Origin of the sequence: Arthrobacter sp. UKPF54-2 (assembly GCF_007858535.1) — a bacterium.
GTDB lineage: Bacteria > Actinomycetota > Actinomycetes > Actinomycetales > Micrococcaceae > Arthrobacter.
This window is the reverse complement of record NZ_CP040174.1, coordinates 1,736,296-1,750,947: the sequence shown is the minus strand read 5'-3', so window position 1 is coordinate 1,750,947 and position 14,652 is coordinate 1,736,296. Positions and strand designations below refer to the sequence as shown.

The following is a 14,652-nucleotide window of genomic DNA, read 5'->3' as shown; positions in this document are numbered from 1 at the left end:
ACCGGGCGCCCCGCCAGGGCAGAATTGAGCCTATGTACCTGCTGCTCGCCGCCCACGCCGACGGCGCAGCCCTCCAACAGCTCACGCCGTCGGGCGCCCCCGACCCCGCGGCCCCCGAACCGCGTCTGGTCAGCGCCGCTGAGCTGGCCGGCGTCGTGCGCCAGCTGGAACTGCAGCGTCCGCGCTGGATCTGGCACCGCACGCAGGACTGGTACCCGGCCCTGCTGGCCGCCGGCGTCGAGCTGGAACGCTGCTACGACCTGACTCTGTGCGGCGCGATCCTGGCCCACTCGGAGTTCACCGCCCACACCGAGTACGCCCGCAACGCGGAGAAGCTGACCCAGGACGACGACGTCCAGCAGCCGCCGCGGGCACTGCAGCCGCCTCCCCCGCCCGCGGACCAAGGCGCCCTGTTCGATGACCCCGGGCTGCGCGCCGCGCCAAGGCACTCCCCCGAGGAGCTCCGCGCCGAGTACGCCGCGCAGCAGGAGGCCGTCGGCTCGGTCGCCCCAGACGGCGACCGTCGCAAGCAAAGGCTCCAGCTCCTGCTCGCCGCCGAGTCCGCCGCCGCCATGATCGCCGCCGAGATGCAGCACACCGGCGTGCCGTGGCGCGAGGAACTGCACGAGCGGATCCTCGCCGACTACCTCGGCCCGCGTCCGCCCCAGGGCCACCGGCCGGCCAAGCTCGAGGCGCTCAACACGGAGCTCCGGACCCTGCTGCACTCCCCGGCGCTGAACCCGGATTCGCCGCAGGACCTAATGCGCGCCCTCCACCGGAACGGCATCGAGGTCAAAAGCACGCGGCAGTGGGAGTTGAAGGAATCCAGCCACCCGGCGATCGAACCGCTGCTGGCCTACAAGAAACTCGCCCGGCTGCACGCCGCGAACGGCTGGGCTTGGCTGGACGCCTGGGTCAAGAACGGCCGCTTCCAGCCCGAATACGTGGTGGGCGGCGTGGTATCCGGGCGCTGGGCCTCGCGCGGCGGCGGCGCCCTGCAGATCCCCCGGCAGATCCGCGGCGCCGTCCACGCCGACCCGGGCCACAAACTCATCGTCGCCGACGCCTCCCAGCTCGAGCCGCGCGTGCTGGTCGCCTTGGCCCAGGACTCCAGGATGGCGGAGGCCGCCCGCGACAAGGACCTGTACGCCGGCATCGCGGCGCAGGGCTTCGGCGGCGACCGGGCCAAGGCCAAGGTCGCCCTGCTCGGCGCCATTTACGGCGCCACCACCGGCGAATCCGGGCGGCTGATGCCGCAGCTGGCGCGCACCTACCCGCGCGCGGTCGGCTTCGTGGAGCAGGCCGCCCGCGACGGCGAGGCCGGCAAGACCGTCACCTCCCGGCTCGGCCGCAGCAGCCCGCCGCCCTCCGAACGCTGGCTGCGCAGCCAGCAATCCACCACCGCGGAGGAACAGCGCCGGGCCGAGGCCCTCGCCCGTTCGCGCGGGAGGTTTACCCGGAACTTCGTGGTGCAGGGTTCGGCCGCCGACTGGGCCGCCTGCTGGCTGGCGGAACTACGACGCCGGCTGCGGACCCTTCGCGCGGACGGCGCCCCGGCCGGCGAGCTGGTGTTCTTCCTGCATGACGAGGTCATGGTCCACTGCCCCGAGGCCGCCGTGGAGGCCAGTGTCCGGGCCATCGAGGACTCCGCGGCGGCCGCCAAGGAGCTGTTGTTCGGCAGGATTCCGGTGGAGTTTCCGGTGAGCGTCGCCGTCGTCGACTCCTACGACAACGCCAAATAGCAGATATGAAACTGCCGCCCGGCGCCGGGCCGGACGCCCGGGGTAACGTACCCGCCAGTAGCGTTGCGCCCGCTCTGTGAGCCCCGTTACGCTCGAAAAGGCCGGCGACGATCCCGAATGATCCGCCGGCGCAAAGCAATGAGGCAGGGAAGGGGGGAGGCAGCAGCGTGGCTGGCGTATTCGAGATTGCAGCGGCCGGAGAAGAGTCGTATTTTTTCAGGCTGACGGCACCGGACGGGACAGTTGTTGCTGTGTCACCGCTTTTCAGCTCCATCAAGGGGGCGGCCGCGGGCATCACCGCGGTGCGGGAGAACGCCGCCACCGGGCTGGTCGTGGACCACTCCGCTGCGAAGACGCCCGGCAGGCCGGGCGCACCCTCCAAGCCGGCCGCCAAACCGGCCGCCGCGAAGGCGCCCGGCAGGCCAGCCGCGGCACGACCCGGCCCGCTCGTAACATCGCGCTGACGCACTGCGCCCGCGGTCTCACCAACGTGCCGGGCCAGTACTGCTAGACGTCGATCCCGTGGAGGCGGGTGCGGTCCCAAGGGACGGCCCAGCCCAACTGGTCGAACAGCTGGTTGAGGATCATCCCGGTGAAGCCCCACACCACCACACCGTTGACGGTAAAGGCCGGGCTCTGGAACGTCTGCCCGGCCCGGCTGACGGTCGCCATGACCCGGTTGTCGGGGTCGAGCAGGTCCCGCACCGGGACCCGGAAGACCTGGGCGGACTCGCCGTAGTCCACCACCCGGACGGGCGACTGCGAGGCCCACCAGGCCAGGACGGGGGTTACCAGGAAGTTCCCGCGCGGCAGGGCCAGTTCCGGCATCACGCCGAGGACCTCCACACCGCGCGGGTCCAGGCCGGTTTCCTCTTCGGCCTCGCGGAGGGCGGCCTCGACGACGGTTTCACCGGGGTCGATGCCGCCGCCCGGGAATGCGACCTGGCCGGGGTGGTCATCAAGGGTTTGCGCGCGCTGGAGCAACAGCACGTCCAGGTCCGCCGGCGCCAGCAACTTGACGGAGGTCGCGGGGACGTCGTCCAGGGACCCGAAAAGCATCAGCACGGCCGCGCGGCGCACCCGCTCGCCGGGCTCCACGGCCAGCTCGCGCCAGCGCGGGTCCGGGGCCGGCGCCGTTCCGGCCTCCACCGCGGCCACGAGGTCGACCAGGTCCTGGCGGGCGGTCACCGCGGCCTCCGCTGCGATTCCATCCGGATTTCGGCGGCGCGGTGGGTTTCCGCCAGCAGCTTCGCCAGCAGGTCCTCCTGCCCCGGCGCCAGCTCGTATTTCAGCAGCTTTTTGGCCTTCTCCCGGTCCGTCTCGCCCTCACCGTAGCTGGGGCACCAGTTCGCCACCGCGCAGGCGCCGCAGGCCGGCTTCCGCGAATGGCAGACGCGCCGGCCGTGGAAGACCACCCGGTGCGAAAGCATGGTCCAGTCCCTGGGCTCGAACAGCTCGGCGACGTCGGACTCGATCCGGACCGGATCGTCCGACTCCGTCCAGCCGAAGCGGCGGGCCAGCCGGCCAAAGTGGGTGTCCACCGTGATCCCCGGGACGCCGAAGGCGTTGCCCAGGACGACGTTGGCCGTCTTCCGGCCGACGCCGGGCAGCTTCACCAGGTCTTCCAGCCGGCCGGGCACTTCGCCGTCATAGTCGTCCACGAGCTTGGTGCACAGCGCCATCAGGTTCCGCGCCTTGGCCCGGAAAAACCCGGTGGGCTTGATGATGGCTTCCAGCTCGGCGGGCTCGGCTTCGGCCATGCTGCGGGCATCCGGGTACCGGGCAAACAGGGCCGGCGTGATCTGGTTGACCAGCACGTCCGTGGTCTGGGCAGAGAGCACGGTGGCCACCACGAGTTCGAACGGGCTGCGGAAATCCAGTTCCGCATGCGCGTAGGGGTACTGCTCGGCCAGCGCCTTGTTGATCCGGCGGGCACGGCGTTTGCGCCCCAGCAGTGTCTCCCCGGATGCCAGGGTCCTGCGGGACTTGGCGCCCCCGGGCCGCATGCCCCCGGTCCGCGCGCCGCCGGCCGCCGCGACGGGCACCGCGCCGGGCCCCGCGGCGGGCCCCTCGGCCGGCACCCCCGCGGCGCTCCCGGGTTCGGTGGCCATGGTCCGGCTAGCCGCGTTCGATGTTGCTCAGGTCCCGCAGCACACCGACGCGGCCGTCCGTGTGCTGGACCAGGAACTCGTGGCCGCGGTCTTCCAGGGCGAGAACCCAGCCGCCGGGCTCGACGACGAACGCCGGCGCTCCGGTGTGCTCGTCCACGGCGGTGCGGGGCTGGGCGACGGCGAACCAGAACGCCTCGTAGGCGGGCTGCTGGGCCGCGGGCCGGCTCGCCGGATCCACCGTGGCGCCGATCGGTTCCTGCGAACGGACCTGGGGTGTGAGCGCGGTGGGCGCCTCGTGGCCTGCCGCGGCCGGCGCTGCCGCTGCCGGGACCGCGGCCGCCTGGGTCTCTTCCAGGCCCGCGCGCTGTTCGGCGGGGGCGCCCTGCACTGCGGGGGCGCCCTGCGCTGCAGGGGCGTTCGGTGCTGCCGCAGCCTGGGTCTGCTCGGCGGCGGACGGTTCCGCGTCTGCCGCGGGATGAGAAGCGGCCGCCGGAGCGGCGGGGGCCGCCGGGGTGTAGGCCGCCGTCGGGGTCGGGGAGGCTGCGGGCACGACGCCGTGCGCCTGGGTTGCCGGCTCTTCGGCCGCGGGACGGCCGTGGGCCGCCGCGGCACCGGCGGCGGCACCGGCGGCGATACCGGCCGCACCGGCGGCGGCAGCAGTCGATGCTCCGTGGGTTTCATGGCCGCGCGCTGCGTGCTCCGAGCCGTCGGCCTGCTTGCCCGGGACAATCTTCTTGGCCCAGCCGGCCAGCGGGCTGGTTCCCTGCTTGGCGGCCGCGGCCTCGCCGGCGGCCTTCGGGGCCTTGGGCGCCTTGGGGGCGCGCGGCTTGCGCACCGGCTCGGCGGCTTCGCGGGCCACAACATGGGCCGGGGTTTCGGCGCGGTGCAGGAAGTCGCCGGCGAGGACCGGAATCAGCCGTGCCAGCACGGTGGCGGTGAAGAGTCCGAGGGCTCCGAGCAGGCCCAACAGCATGCTGGGCACAAAGGCGCCGGCGGCGGCCAGGAAGAAGAAGGCCAGGCTGAACGACGCCACAACGGAGGCGAACTGGTCGACCGAGAGGGAGCCGATCCGGATTTTGGTGCCCGGGCTGACCCGGCGTGCCACGAAGAGGGCCGCGACGATCAGCGGCAGCAGGATCCCCAGGCCCAGGAAGAATAGGCTGCCCAGGTTCCAGAGGTTGTACCGGATGGCGAACATCGGGATCAGGGAGGCAATGAAGAGAACCAGCGTGGACCCGAAGACGGTGAGGTCCCGGACGGTGAAGGGCCCCAGGACGGCCTCGTTGTTTTTCGCGTTTGGCTTGTCCACGGTGAAGCGGGGCTGTTCCGCCTGCCCGCCGGCCTGCGCCGGGCCGGCCGTCGCGTCGTTGCGGGAGGGCGCATTGAGCTGCCCGTTGCTTTGCTCGTTCATTCTGTTCTCCTTAGCGTGGCCGCACCCTGGACGGTGCCGCCTAACGGCAGGCAAAAACAGGACCGCCAGCGGTCCTGTTGCCCCCATCGGATGTCACAACTCCATCTCACCCTAGCCAAGTGCAGGACCGATCACTAGCTGACTGGCCGTCACTCCAGCACCAGCGTGCGGGTCCTTTCGCCCTGCGCGTAAACCAGGGTGATGGTCAGCGGGAGTGTGCCCGCACCGGGCGGGATGCCGAATTCGTGCGAGGTCGGCGCCAGGTCCGCGGTGCAGGGGTTTCCGGCGGACGGTTCGATCCGGATGCTGACCCGGTCGGGGGCGGCCGCTTCGATCCGGGACGGGATGGCCGGGCAACTGGAGCTTCCCCAGAGGGTGATGCCGAACCGCCGGGGCCTGTCCACCCACGCCACCACCGGCTGTCCCAGCGTCTGCGGCGGCGCGGCGGAGGGCGCACCCGGCGCCGCGGCCGACGTCGAAAGCATGCCCCGGTAGCTGCGGTCCGCCGCGTCGGGCGGCCCCGCGCACCCCACCAGCAGCAGCACGACGGCGAGCGCAGCGGGTGCGGCGGCACGGCGCCTCACCCCGGCCACCCGCCCTCGACGGCTGCCCGCAAGGCACGGCTGTACGCCGCCGGTTCGTTGCGGGTGGCAGCCGAGACGGCCAGATGCCTGGCCGTGACCCGCCGGGCAAAGTAGCCCTGGTACGGCAGGACAATCATGGTGTCCAGCCCGTGCTCCCAGGCGGCGATCAGCGCGGGAAGGCTCCGGGGCTCCGGCGCGTCGGCTGCCTTCGTACGCGGCCGGCCGTAGGCCCCCGGACTGCAGGCCATTTCCCAGGCTGTGTACGCATGCGGGTCGATCCCGTCCCAGCCGTAGTCCGCCTGCCAGAACGGCGGAATCAGCGGGTCGAGGCCGTGGCCCGGCTGCGAGACGGACCGGATGTACTCCGGGGTCGGATGGATGGTCGGGTCGGGCTCGGCCACGGCATACCAGTCCCACGCCCGCCCCCACGCCCGGCGCCAGCGGGCGTCCCACTCCGAGGGGGAAGCGGTGTCGGGAATCCGCGAGCGGCCGGCCTCGGGCCGGGGGTCCAGCCGGGGAACGTCGGCATCGGCCGCTATGTCCCAGGCGTGGCGGATAAACAGCAGGATGCTCAGGTGATGCGGCGTCTCGTCCACGCGGATGGCCATGCCCTGTGGCCATGCGGGCCCCGGCACCGGTCGGTTGAATCCCATGGCCTCCCCCAGTCATCACGAGCAGTGGGTTCAGTGTGGCTCATGGCGCCGGGACCGCGCCAGAGCCGGCCCTCCCCTCCCGGCCGCCATTCGGCGCTTAATAAACACCGCTCACGGCTCCCTGTGTGACGGGGCACACGTTCGGTCGGGGCCAAGGGTTAGTGTGTATTTCGGAACAGCTCTTGCGGCCCGTCCGTGACCAGCCGATGCCCGATGCCGCGCATGCGGCACGGCACTGCGGCGCAAATGGACGTTCCGTGCGGCACGGCTCGATGAATGATGAGGTTCACCATGTCCCAGCAGACCCCAGGCTCCACGACAACCCAGGCGCCCCGGCAGGGCGACACCTTCGAAAACCTGTCGCAGGAGAACCGGAAGTTCGCCCCCTCGGCCGAGTTCGCCGCCAACGCCGTGGTCACCGCCGCCGACTACGCCGAGGCCGACGCCGACCGGCCGGCGTTCTGGGCCAAGCAGGCCCGCAGCCTGCTGAGCTGGAGCAAGGACTTCACCCAGACGCTGGACTGGTCCAACCCGCCGTTCGCCAAGTGGTTCGTCGGCGGCGAGATCAATGCCGCGTACAACGCCCTGGACCGGCACGTCGAGGCCGGCAACGGGGACCGCGTCGCCATCTACTTCGAGGGTGAGCCCGGCGACACCCGCACCTACACGTACGCGCAGCTCACCGAAGAGGTCAAAAAGGCCGCAAACGCGTTCGAATCCCTCGGCGTGGCCAAGGGCGACCGGGTCGCCGTGTACCTGCCGATGATCCCCGAGGCCGTCATTACCCTGCTGGCCTGCGCCCGGATCGGCGCCATCCACTCGGTGGTGTTCGGCGGCTTCTCTGCCGAGGCGCTCCGCTCCCGGATCGACGACGCCGAGGCCAAACTGGTGGTCACGGCCGACGGCACCTACCGCCGCGGCAAGCCCAGCTCGCTCAAGCAGGCCGTCGACGAGGCCCTCGCCCACGAGGGCGACGGCAGCGGGCACACCGTGCAGAACGTGGTCGTCGTGAAGCGCAACGGCCAGGACGTCGATTGGCACGAGGGCCGGGACCACTGGTGGGCCGACACCGTCGAGGCCGCGTCCGCCGAGCACACCGCCGTCGGCCACGACGCCGAACACCCGCTGTTTATCCTGTACACGTCCGGGACCACGGGTAAGCCCAAGGGCATCCTGCACACCACCGGCGGCTACCTCACGCAGGGCGCCTACACGCACAAGGCGGTGTTCGACCTGCACCCGGAGACGGACGTCTACTGGTGCACGGCCGACGTCGGCTGGATCACCGGCCACTCCTACGTCGCCTACGCCCCGCTCATCAACGGCGCCACCCAGGTGATCTACGAGGGCACCCCCGACTCCCCGCACCAAGGCCGCTGGTGGGAGATTGTGGAGAAGTACAAGGTCTCTATCCTCTACACCGCCCCCACCGCGATCCGCACTTTCATGAAGTGGGGCAAGGAGATCCCGGCGAAGTCTGATCTTTCGTCGATCCGCGTCCTGGGCTCGGTGGGCGAACCCATCAACCCCGAGGCGTGGATGTGGTACCGCGAGGTCATCGGCGCCAACGCCGGGAAGAACGGGGAGACGAAAGAGAACCCGGCCCCGATCGTCGACACCTGGTGGCAGACCGAAACCGGCGCTCAGATGATCGCCCCGCTGCCCGGGGTGACCGCGACCAAGCCGGGCTCGGCCCAGGTCCCGCTGCCCGGCATCGCCGTCGACGTCGTCGGTGAAGCCGGCGAGTCCGTGCCCAACGGTTCGGGCGGCTACCTCGTGATCCGCGAGCCGTGGCCGGCCATGCTGCGCGGCATCTGGGGCGACCCGGAACGGTTCAAGGAAACCTACTGGTCCCGCTTCGAGACGATGTACTTCGCGGGCGACGGCGCCAAGAAGGACGACGACGGCGACATCTGGCTGCTCGGCCGGGTGGACGACGTCATGAACATCTCCGGTCACCGGCTCTCCACCGCCGAGATCGAATCCGCCCTCGTGTCCCACCCCGCCGTGGCCGAAGCTGCCGTCGTCGGGGCGGCGGATGAGACCACCGGCCAGGCGGTCGTGGCGTTCGTCATCCTGCGCGGGGACGCGGTGGACTCGGGCGAGGCGATGGTCCAGGAGCTCCGCAACCATGTGGGCAAGGAAATCGGTCCGATTGCCAAACCCAAGACCATCCTGATCGTCCCGGAACTGCCCAAGACCCGTTCCGGCAAGATCATGCGCCGCCTGCTCAAGGACGTCGCGGAGGGCCGCGAAGTGGGTGACGCCACCACCCTGGCCGACAACACCGTGATGGCCCAGATCGCGCACTCGCTCAGGAAGTAGGCTCCCGGCGCTAGCGAGCGTCGACGCGGACCACCTCGAAGCTTGTCGCCGCGGGGTTGGTGAACTTCGCGTTGACGACCGCGAGCGTGCCGCCGAAGAGGGCTGCCGTCGTCGGGATGTCGAAGTCCGGGCTGGTGATGACCTGCCGCACCCTGCCTGAGTCCAAGTGGCGGTCCAGGCGGACGCGGCTGACCTGGTTGTCCAGGTTCTGCACGGCCCACACGGTGCCGTCCTTGAACAGGATTCCGTCGACATTAGGGACGCTGACGCCGCCGATCTCGGCGCTCGCCCCGGTGCGGGTGTTGACGGTGTAGAGCACGCCGCGGCTGGTGTGGGCGACGATCAGCGTGTCCTCATCCGCGGCGGCGATGCCATTGAGGTTGAAGCCCTGGTCCACGGTGCCGGCCGGGCCCGTCAACGTCAGGGTCCGGGCGGTTCCGGGTTCGCCGTCGCGGTCCACCGGCACGAAGTAGAGCTCGCCGGCCTGGGAGTTGGTGAACCAGGCGCCGCGGCTGGTCAGGGTGACGTCGTTGATGAAGCTCGCCCCGGGCGCGGCCAGCTGGTACGTCGCCTCGGTCTTCCTGGACTTGAGGTCATAGAGGTAGGCCTGCCCGGTGCCGCCGCCGGCGACGAAGAGAAGGTCGTGGCGCCGGTCCACCTTCATGCCGAGCGCGGCGCGGCCGGCCGGGACCGTGATGAATTTCCTTGCCGTCCCGTCGCGGAGATCGCCGCGGTAGATGTTCCCATTGAGCCGGTCCCCGGCGTAGAACGTGGACCCTTCACCGGCCGCGATGCCCTCCGCTCCGGTGGCCCCCGGCAGGGTGATCACGGAGTGGCCGTGTCCGGAATCGGTTCCTGCGGCGGTGGACAGCGGCGCCGGCACCAGGACGGCAACCGCCGCCAAGAGGGCCACGGCGGCCCCGCGGATTGCTTTCACTGCGTGAATGTTGCGCATGGTGACGCTCCAAGAGAATTGGGCTTGTTGCGCGGACCGACCGCTACGGAGGCTCCGCACGATGGTCCTTTCAGTCTAGGCAGCGGCCCCGGTACGGGCCAGAGCCCGCGGTTCCGCGGTACATTGGCTGGCATGAGCGAAGCCACCCCCTTGGACACCGTCGCCGGCCGCGGCACCGTCCTGGTCCTCAACGGACCGAACCTGAACCTGCTGGGCACCCGCGAGCCCGAGAAGTACGGCACGGCCACACTCGCCGACGTCGAACAGCTGGCCAAGAACACCGGCGCGGCGCACGGGCTCGACGTCGAATGCTTCCAGTCCAACCATGAGGGCGCGCTCGTGGAGGCCATCCACGCCGCCCGCGGTAAGGCGGTGGGCATCGTCCTGAACGCCGGCGCCTATACGCACACCTCGGTGGCGATCCGGGATGCGATCACGGCGGTGCAGCTGCCCGCCGTCGAGGTCCACATCACCAACGTGCACGCCCGGGAACCGTTCCGGCACCACTCCTATCTCTCGGACGTCAGCAAGGCCGTGATCGCCGGGGCGGGCATCCTCGGGTACCGCTTCGCCATCGAATACCTCGCCGAACTGCACGCGGGCCGGGACTGAGCATGGCCTCCGCGGCGGAGCCCGCCGGGACCGCGGACTGGTACCGCCACTTCGGCACCGTCGACGCCCCGGGCAACTCCGCCTGCTATGCCGAATGGTCGGTGGCCGTCGCGGACGATCCCGAACTGATCCGCCGGATCGACGCCTGGCCGCACAATAAGCGCCAGCCCCTGCTGATGCTGGCCGCCGCCCGCTTCCTCGGCGCCCGGATCGGCCCCTACCGTGAGTTCCGGAGTTTCCTGGACGCCCGCTGGGACGACGTCTCCCGGATTGTGCTCTCCCGGTCCACGCAGACGAACGAAGCCGGGCGCTGCGCCGCGCTGCTCCCGTCCCTGGCCCGCATCGCCGCCGCGGAGGGCCGTCCGCTGGCCCTCATCGAAGTGGGCGCCTCGGCCGGCCTGGCGCTCTTCCCTGACCGCTACGGCTACGAGTACGGCAACGCTTCCGGCGGGGTGACGCGCCTGGCGCCCGCCGGGGCCGCGGCCGGCCGCTACCCGGTCCTGCGCTGTGCCACCACCGGGCCCGTACCGCTGCCGGCCGGGCTGCCCGCCGTGGCCTGGCGCGCCGGCATCGACCTGAATCCGCTCGACATCAACGACCCCAACGACGTCGCCTGGCTTGAGGCGCTGATCTGGCCGGAGCAGGACTTCCGCCGCGAGAGGCTGCGCCAGGCGATCAGCATCGCGCAGGCTGATCCGCCGCTGCTGGTCGCCGGGGATTTGAACGAACAGCTCATCTCCCTGGCCGGGCAGGCCCCGGCGGACGCCGCCCTGGTGGTGTTCCACAGCGCGGTGATGGCCTACCTCGACGCCCCCGGGCGCGAACGCTTCCGGGACACCGTTGCGCTGCTGGCCGCGGACCGGGGCTGCCACTGGATTTCCAACGAGGGCCACACGGTCATCGTCCAGGCGGACGGCTCCAGCGTGGTTCCGGAAATGGACGCCGCCCGCCTCAGCGGCCGCTTCCTGCTGCTGGAGGACGGCCTGCCGGTGGCCATAGCCGGACCGCACGGCCAGAGCCTCGAGTGGATCGAGGCGGGCGCCGGCTGACTTAGCCCCTCGCCCGGTGTGACTACTTCTTGATGCACTGCCCGGGTGAGACGGCGTCGCCCAGCCCGGGGGCCTGGGCGGCCACGGGGCCGAGGTCGTTCATGGTGATGGCGAATCCGAGCGAGGCCTCCGAGGTGGATTTCGCGAAGACGACGCCGGACACCTGCCCGTCCATGGTCAGCAGCGGGCCCCCGGAGTTCCCCGGCTGGACGTCGCCGGCGAGCCGGTAGACATCCTCGGCGGCGGCGTTGTTGCCGTAGATGTCCGGGACCAGGACGGTTGCGACATCCCGCACGGTGGCCGGCTTGGACTGGAACGGCCCGCCGTGCGGATAGCCGGCAAACGCCGCCGGGCTGCCGGCCGGCAGATTGGGCCCCAGCGGCAGCGGCGCTGAGGGCAGCCCGTCCACGGCCAGCACGGCGAGGTCGTGGCGGCTGTCAAAGTAGACGACCCGGCCGGGAAGCGCCCCGCCGCCGGGGACCTCGACCACTGGCTCGGGGACGCCGGCCACCACGTGGGCATTGGTCACAACCCGGCCGGGCGAGACCACAAATCCGGTTCCGGTCTGGTTCTGTCCGCACTGGTACGCGGTTCCGGCGATCTTCAGCACCGACGCGGCCGCCTTGTTCAGCGCCGGGGTGTCGGTGCTGGCATTCGGGACGGGCACCGGCTGGCCGCCGATGCCTTCGAACAGGGTCGGTATCCCGTCGCCGATCACGGCCGACCGCAGCTGGGCCATGGACGTTTTCAGCGGGGTGGGGGTGACGCCGTCGATGAACCCGATCACCTTGGAGTCCGCAAGCTGCTGGGACACGAAGGGAACGCCAAGGGCGCTGATGCTGAAGGCCAGCATGGACATCACGAGGGCGGACACCGCCACGTTGACGCCGCCGCCCACCACCCGGTCGGCCAGCCGGAGCGGGCTGATTCTGACGACGCTGCGGATGCGCCGTCCGATCATGGTGCCCAGCCCGTGCCCGAGCATCATCAGCAGCACAGCCGTGGCGATGATCGCGGTGAGGCGCCATGACGGGTCGTCGACGAGGTCGCTGACAATCGGCACCGACACAAAAGCGGCCACGGCCCCTGCCGCGAACCCTGCAATGCCGCCCAGCGTCACCAGGAAGCCGTTGCGGAAGCCGTAGATCAGGTAGGACAGGAGCGTGAGGATCAGCGCCAGGTCCAAAATGGTCAAGCCGTACACCGGGGGCTCCTTAGAAACGTGTAGGCCACCATTCTACCGGCGCGCACCGACACTTTGTCGGGCGGCGGCCGCCGGACCCGACGGTCCCGCACCCGGCTGCGCACCGGCGCCCCGGGCGCGCACTCCGGCGTCGTTTCGCGCGTTTCGGTGCCAAGTACGTCACAGAAGCCGCAAAATTCTGAAACAATGGCTGAAGCGCCCCAGCCGACACAGTAAGTCAGGAGATTTCATGGATATCGAGGTATTGCGCCGCGCACCCCTTTTCGCCACGCTCGACGACGAGGCGTTCCGTCTGCTGACGGACGAACTCACCGAGGTGGACCTCTCTCGCGGAGCCTCGGTTTTCCGGGAAGGCGACCAGGGTGACCAGCTCTACTTCATCGTCTCCGGCAAGGTAAAGCTCGGCCGCACCTCCCCCGACGGCCGCGAGTCCCTCCTCGCCATCCTCGGCCCGGGTGAACTGTTTGGCGAAATGGCGCTGTTTGACCCGAGCCCCCGCACCGCCACGGCCACGGCCGTCTCCGAAACCCGCCTGGCCGGGCTGAAGAACGAGAGCCTCAACGCCCTGCTGCGCACCCGCCCGGAGGTCTCTGCCCAGCTGCTGCAGGCCCTGGCCCGCCGCCTGCGCCGCACCAACGATTCCCTCTCCGACCTCGTCTTCTCCGACGTCCCGGGCCGCGTCGCCAAGGCACTGCTGGACCTGGCAGACCGCTTCGGCCGTCCCGCGACCGACGGCGTCCTGGTGGCGCACGAGCTCACCCAGGAAGAGCTGGCCCAGCTGGTCGGCGCTTCCCGCGAGACCGTCAACAAGGCCCTCGCCGAATTCGTCCAGCGCGGCTGGCTGCGCCTCGAAGCCCGCGCCGTCGTCATCCTCGACATGCAGCGCCTGCGCCAGCGCTCCCGCTAAACCGCAGGAAACATCGCCGAAGAACATATGCGAAGGGCCGGCCCGTTTGAAACGGGCCGGCCCTTCGTGTGTAAAGACCCGGAAAGTGGCATCCGGAAGCGTGCGTCTAAGCGAGGAACGAGCGAGCACGCGGAGGATGTCGCTTTTCGGGTCGGGTACCGGGGCGCCCGCGCCGGAGGAGTTGCTAGCGTTCGCGCTGCGGCTCGCCGGCGACGGTCTTGGCCGCCTCGACCTCCAGCATCAGCTGGCCGTCCTCCTCGACCAGGATCGGCTGGTAGGCGTGTGCCGTGCGCTTGTAGCTGAGGTAAGCGATGCAGCCGTTCGCCGCCGCCATCTTCTCCAGCATGATCTCCGAACCCGGCACCAGGAGCTGGCCGAGCTTCAGGCCCACGGTGTTCGGCTGGCCTACCTCGTCGCCGAGGGCGGTGGTGTCCCGTTCGGCGATGACCTTGCGGACGCAGACCCAGCGCCCCCACACGCCCTTGCTGGCCAGGAGCGAGGGCTGCTGGTTCATCGGGACGGTCGCGGCGAAGTACCGGGTATTGAAGCGGCGGTGCGAGAAGTCCGGGCTGAGCCAGTTGACCAGCGGTTTCAACAGGTCGGTCCGCAGCGAAAGTCCGCGCTTGACCAGCACGTCGGTGAAGGATTTCTCCTGATCGGCCACGGCTTCCCGGGCGCGCATCCACTCGGCCGAGGACGTCCCCTCCACCGTGGTGGACAGGTCCGGGCCGGCCAGCAGGATCCCGGTCTCCTCAAACAGCTCCCGGATCGCACCCACCACGTGGCGGCGGGCCAGCCCGACGTCGGGCGTGCCCATCTTCTCGGCCCAGAACTGAGGCGGGGGCCCGAGCCAGCCGACGGCGTCGTCGTCGGAGGCTTCCAGCGAGCCGCCCGGAAAGGCGAGCACGCCCAGCGGCGAGGAACCGGGCCGGTACCCCAGCCACGTCTCCAGGCCGGTGGGCGAGTCCCTGAGCAGGACCACGGAGGAGGCGTAGCGGGGCGCGCGGGGGGTCCGTTCGCCGTGTTCAAGCCAGCTGCGGGCTGCCCCCTCAAGATCCGGGGGGAGGACGAACAGGCGTCGTGCTAGGTGCGGCAAGGG

General features: G+C 70.6%; 14 protein-coding genes. 6 read left to right on the top strand and 8 right to left on the bottom strand.

The features are described 5' to 3' along the window. The first annotated feature begins 32 nt into the window (after nucleotides 1-32). Nucleotides 33-1,742 (top strand): bifunctional 3'-5' exonuclease/DNA polymerase, encoded by a 1,710-nt coding sequence (locus E7Y32_RS07980; protein ID WP_146336660.1) that lies wholly within the window; start codon nucleotides 33-35, stop codon nucleotides 1,740-1,742. 251 nt (nucleotides 1,743-1,993) lie between these two features. Beyond that, nucleotides 1,994-2,206, top strand: coding sequence for a hypothetical protein (locus E7Y32_RS07975; RefSeq protein ID WP_261382582.1), 213 nt, complete (start codon nucleotides 1,994-1,996; stop codon nucleotides 2,204-2,206). 43 nt (nucleotides 2,207-2,249) lie between these two features. On the opposite strand, the gene E7Y32_RS07970 is transcribed toward E7Y32_RS07975, so the two are convergent. The 5 genes from E7Y32_RS07970 to E7Y32_RS07950 form a co-directional block, all read right to left on the bottom strand. Then, nucleotides 2,250-2,930 carry a CoA pyrophosphatase gene (locus E7Y32_RS07970; protein WP_146336658.1) on the bottom strand — a complete coding sequence of 227 codons (681 nt, stop codon included), beginning with the start codon at nucleotides 2,928-2,930 and terminating at the stop codon, nucleotides 2,250-2,252. Further along, on the bottom strand, nucleotides 2,927-3,748 hold the full coding sequence (nth, locus tag E7Y32_RS07965; protein ID WP_146338373.1) for an endonuclease III: 822 nt from the start codon (nucleotides 3,746-3,748) through the stop codon (nucleotides 2,927-2,929). Before nth ends, E7Y32_RS07970 begins: the two co-directional genes overlap by 4 nt. A gap of 112 nt (nucleotides 3,749-3,860) precedes the next feature. Further along, entirely contained in the window at nucleotides 3,861-5,264 is a 1,404-nt protein-coding gene (locus E7Y32_RS07960; protein ID WP_146336657.1) for a hypothetical protein, read from the bottom strand. A gap of 149 nt (nucleotides 5,265-5,413) precedes the next feature. After that, a complete protein-coding gene (locus tag E7Y32_RS07955; protein ID WP_146336656.1) occupies nucleotides 5,414-5,848 on the bottom strand; it encodes a hypothetical protein in 435 nt (144 codons plus the stop codon). Next, the gene (locus E7Y32_RS07950; RefSeq protein ID WP_146336655.1) at nucleotides 5,845-6,456 is read right to left on the bottom strand and encodes a hypothetical protein; all 612 of its coding nucleotides are present in this window, start codon (nucleotides 6,454-6,456) and stop codon (nucleotides 5,845-5,847) included. The genes E7Y32_RS07955 and E7Y32_RS07950 overlap by 4 nt, the downstream gene beginning before the upstream one ends. A 336-nt stretch (nucleotides 6,457-6,792) precedes the next feature. On the opposite strand from E7Y32_RS07950, the gene acs reads away from it, so the two are divergent. Continuing rightward, complete coding sequence (gene acs, locus E7Y32_RS07945) at nucleotides 6,793-8,826, top strand: acetate--CoA ligase (protein WP_146336654.1); 2,034 nt, start codon at nucleotides 6,793-6,795, stop codon at nucleotides 8,824-8,826. A gap of 10 nt (nucleotides 8,827-8,836) precedes the next feature. Here acs and E7Y32_RS07940 read toward each other — a convergent pair whose 3' ends face one another. Beyond that, nucleotides 8,837-9,763, bottom strand: a complete 927-nt coding sequence (locus E7Y32_RS07940) for a hypothetical protein (RefSeq protein ID WP_315897995.1) — start codon at nucleotides 9,761-9,763, stop codon at nucleotides 8,837-8,839. Between the two features lie 150 nt (nucleotides 9,764-9,913). Between E7Y32_RS07940 and aroQ the strand changes: the two genes are divergently transcribed. Both aroQ and E7Y32_RS07930 read left to right on the top strand, forming a co-directional pair. Continuing rightward, on the top strand, nucleotides 9,914-10,393 hold the full coding sequence (gene aroQ / locus E7Y32_RS07935; RefSeq protein ID WP_146336652.1) for a type II 3-dehydroquinate dehydratase: 480 nt from the start codon (nucleotides 9,914-9,916) through the stop codon (nucleotides 10,391-10,393). Nucleotides 10,394-10,395: 2 nt separating this feature from the next. Beyond that, a complete protein-coding gene (locus E7Y32_RS07930; protein ID WP_146336651.1) occupies nucleotides 10,396-11,442 on the top strand; it encodes a DUF2332 domain-containing protein in 1,047 nt (348 codons plus the stop codon). A gap of 22 nt (nucleotides 11,443-11,464) precedes the next feature. On the opposite strand, the gene E7Y32_RS07925 is transcribed toward E7Y32_RS07930, so the two are convergent. Then, a complete protein-coding gene (locus tag E7Y32_RS07925; protein WP_146336650.1) occupies nucleotides 11,465-12,646 on the bottom strand; it encodes a MarP family serine protease in 1,182 nt (393 codons plus the stop codon). A 229-nt stretch (nucleotides 12,647-12,875) separates the two neighbouring features. Here E7Y32_RS07925 and E7Y32_RS07920 point away from each other — a divergent pair, with 229 nt between their 5' ends. After that, nucleotides 12,876-13,553, top strand: coding sequence for a Crp/Fnr family transcriptional regulator (locus tag E7Y32_RS07920; protein ID WP_011693220.1), 678 nt, complete (start codon nucleotides 12,876-12,878; stop codon nucleotides 13,551-13,553). Between the two features lie 184 nt (nucleotides 13,554-13,737). Here E7Y32_RS07920 and E7Y32_RS07915 read toward each other — a convergent pair whose 3' ends face one another. After that, nucleotides 13,738-14,649 (bottom strand): NUDIX hydrolase, encoded by a 912-nt coding sequence (locus E7Y32_RS07915; RefSeq protein WP_146336649.1) that lies wholly within the window; start codon nucleotides 14,647-14,649, stop codon nucleotides 13,738-13,740. Nucleotides 14,650-14,652: the final 3 nt, after the last annotated feature.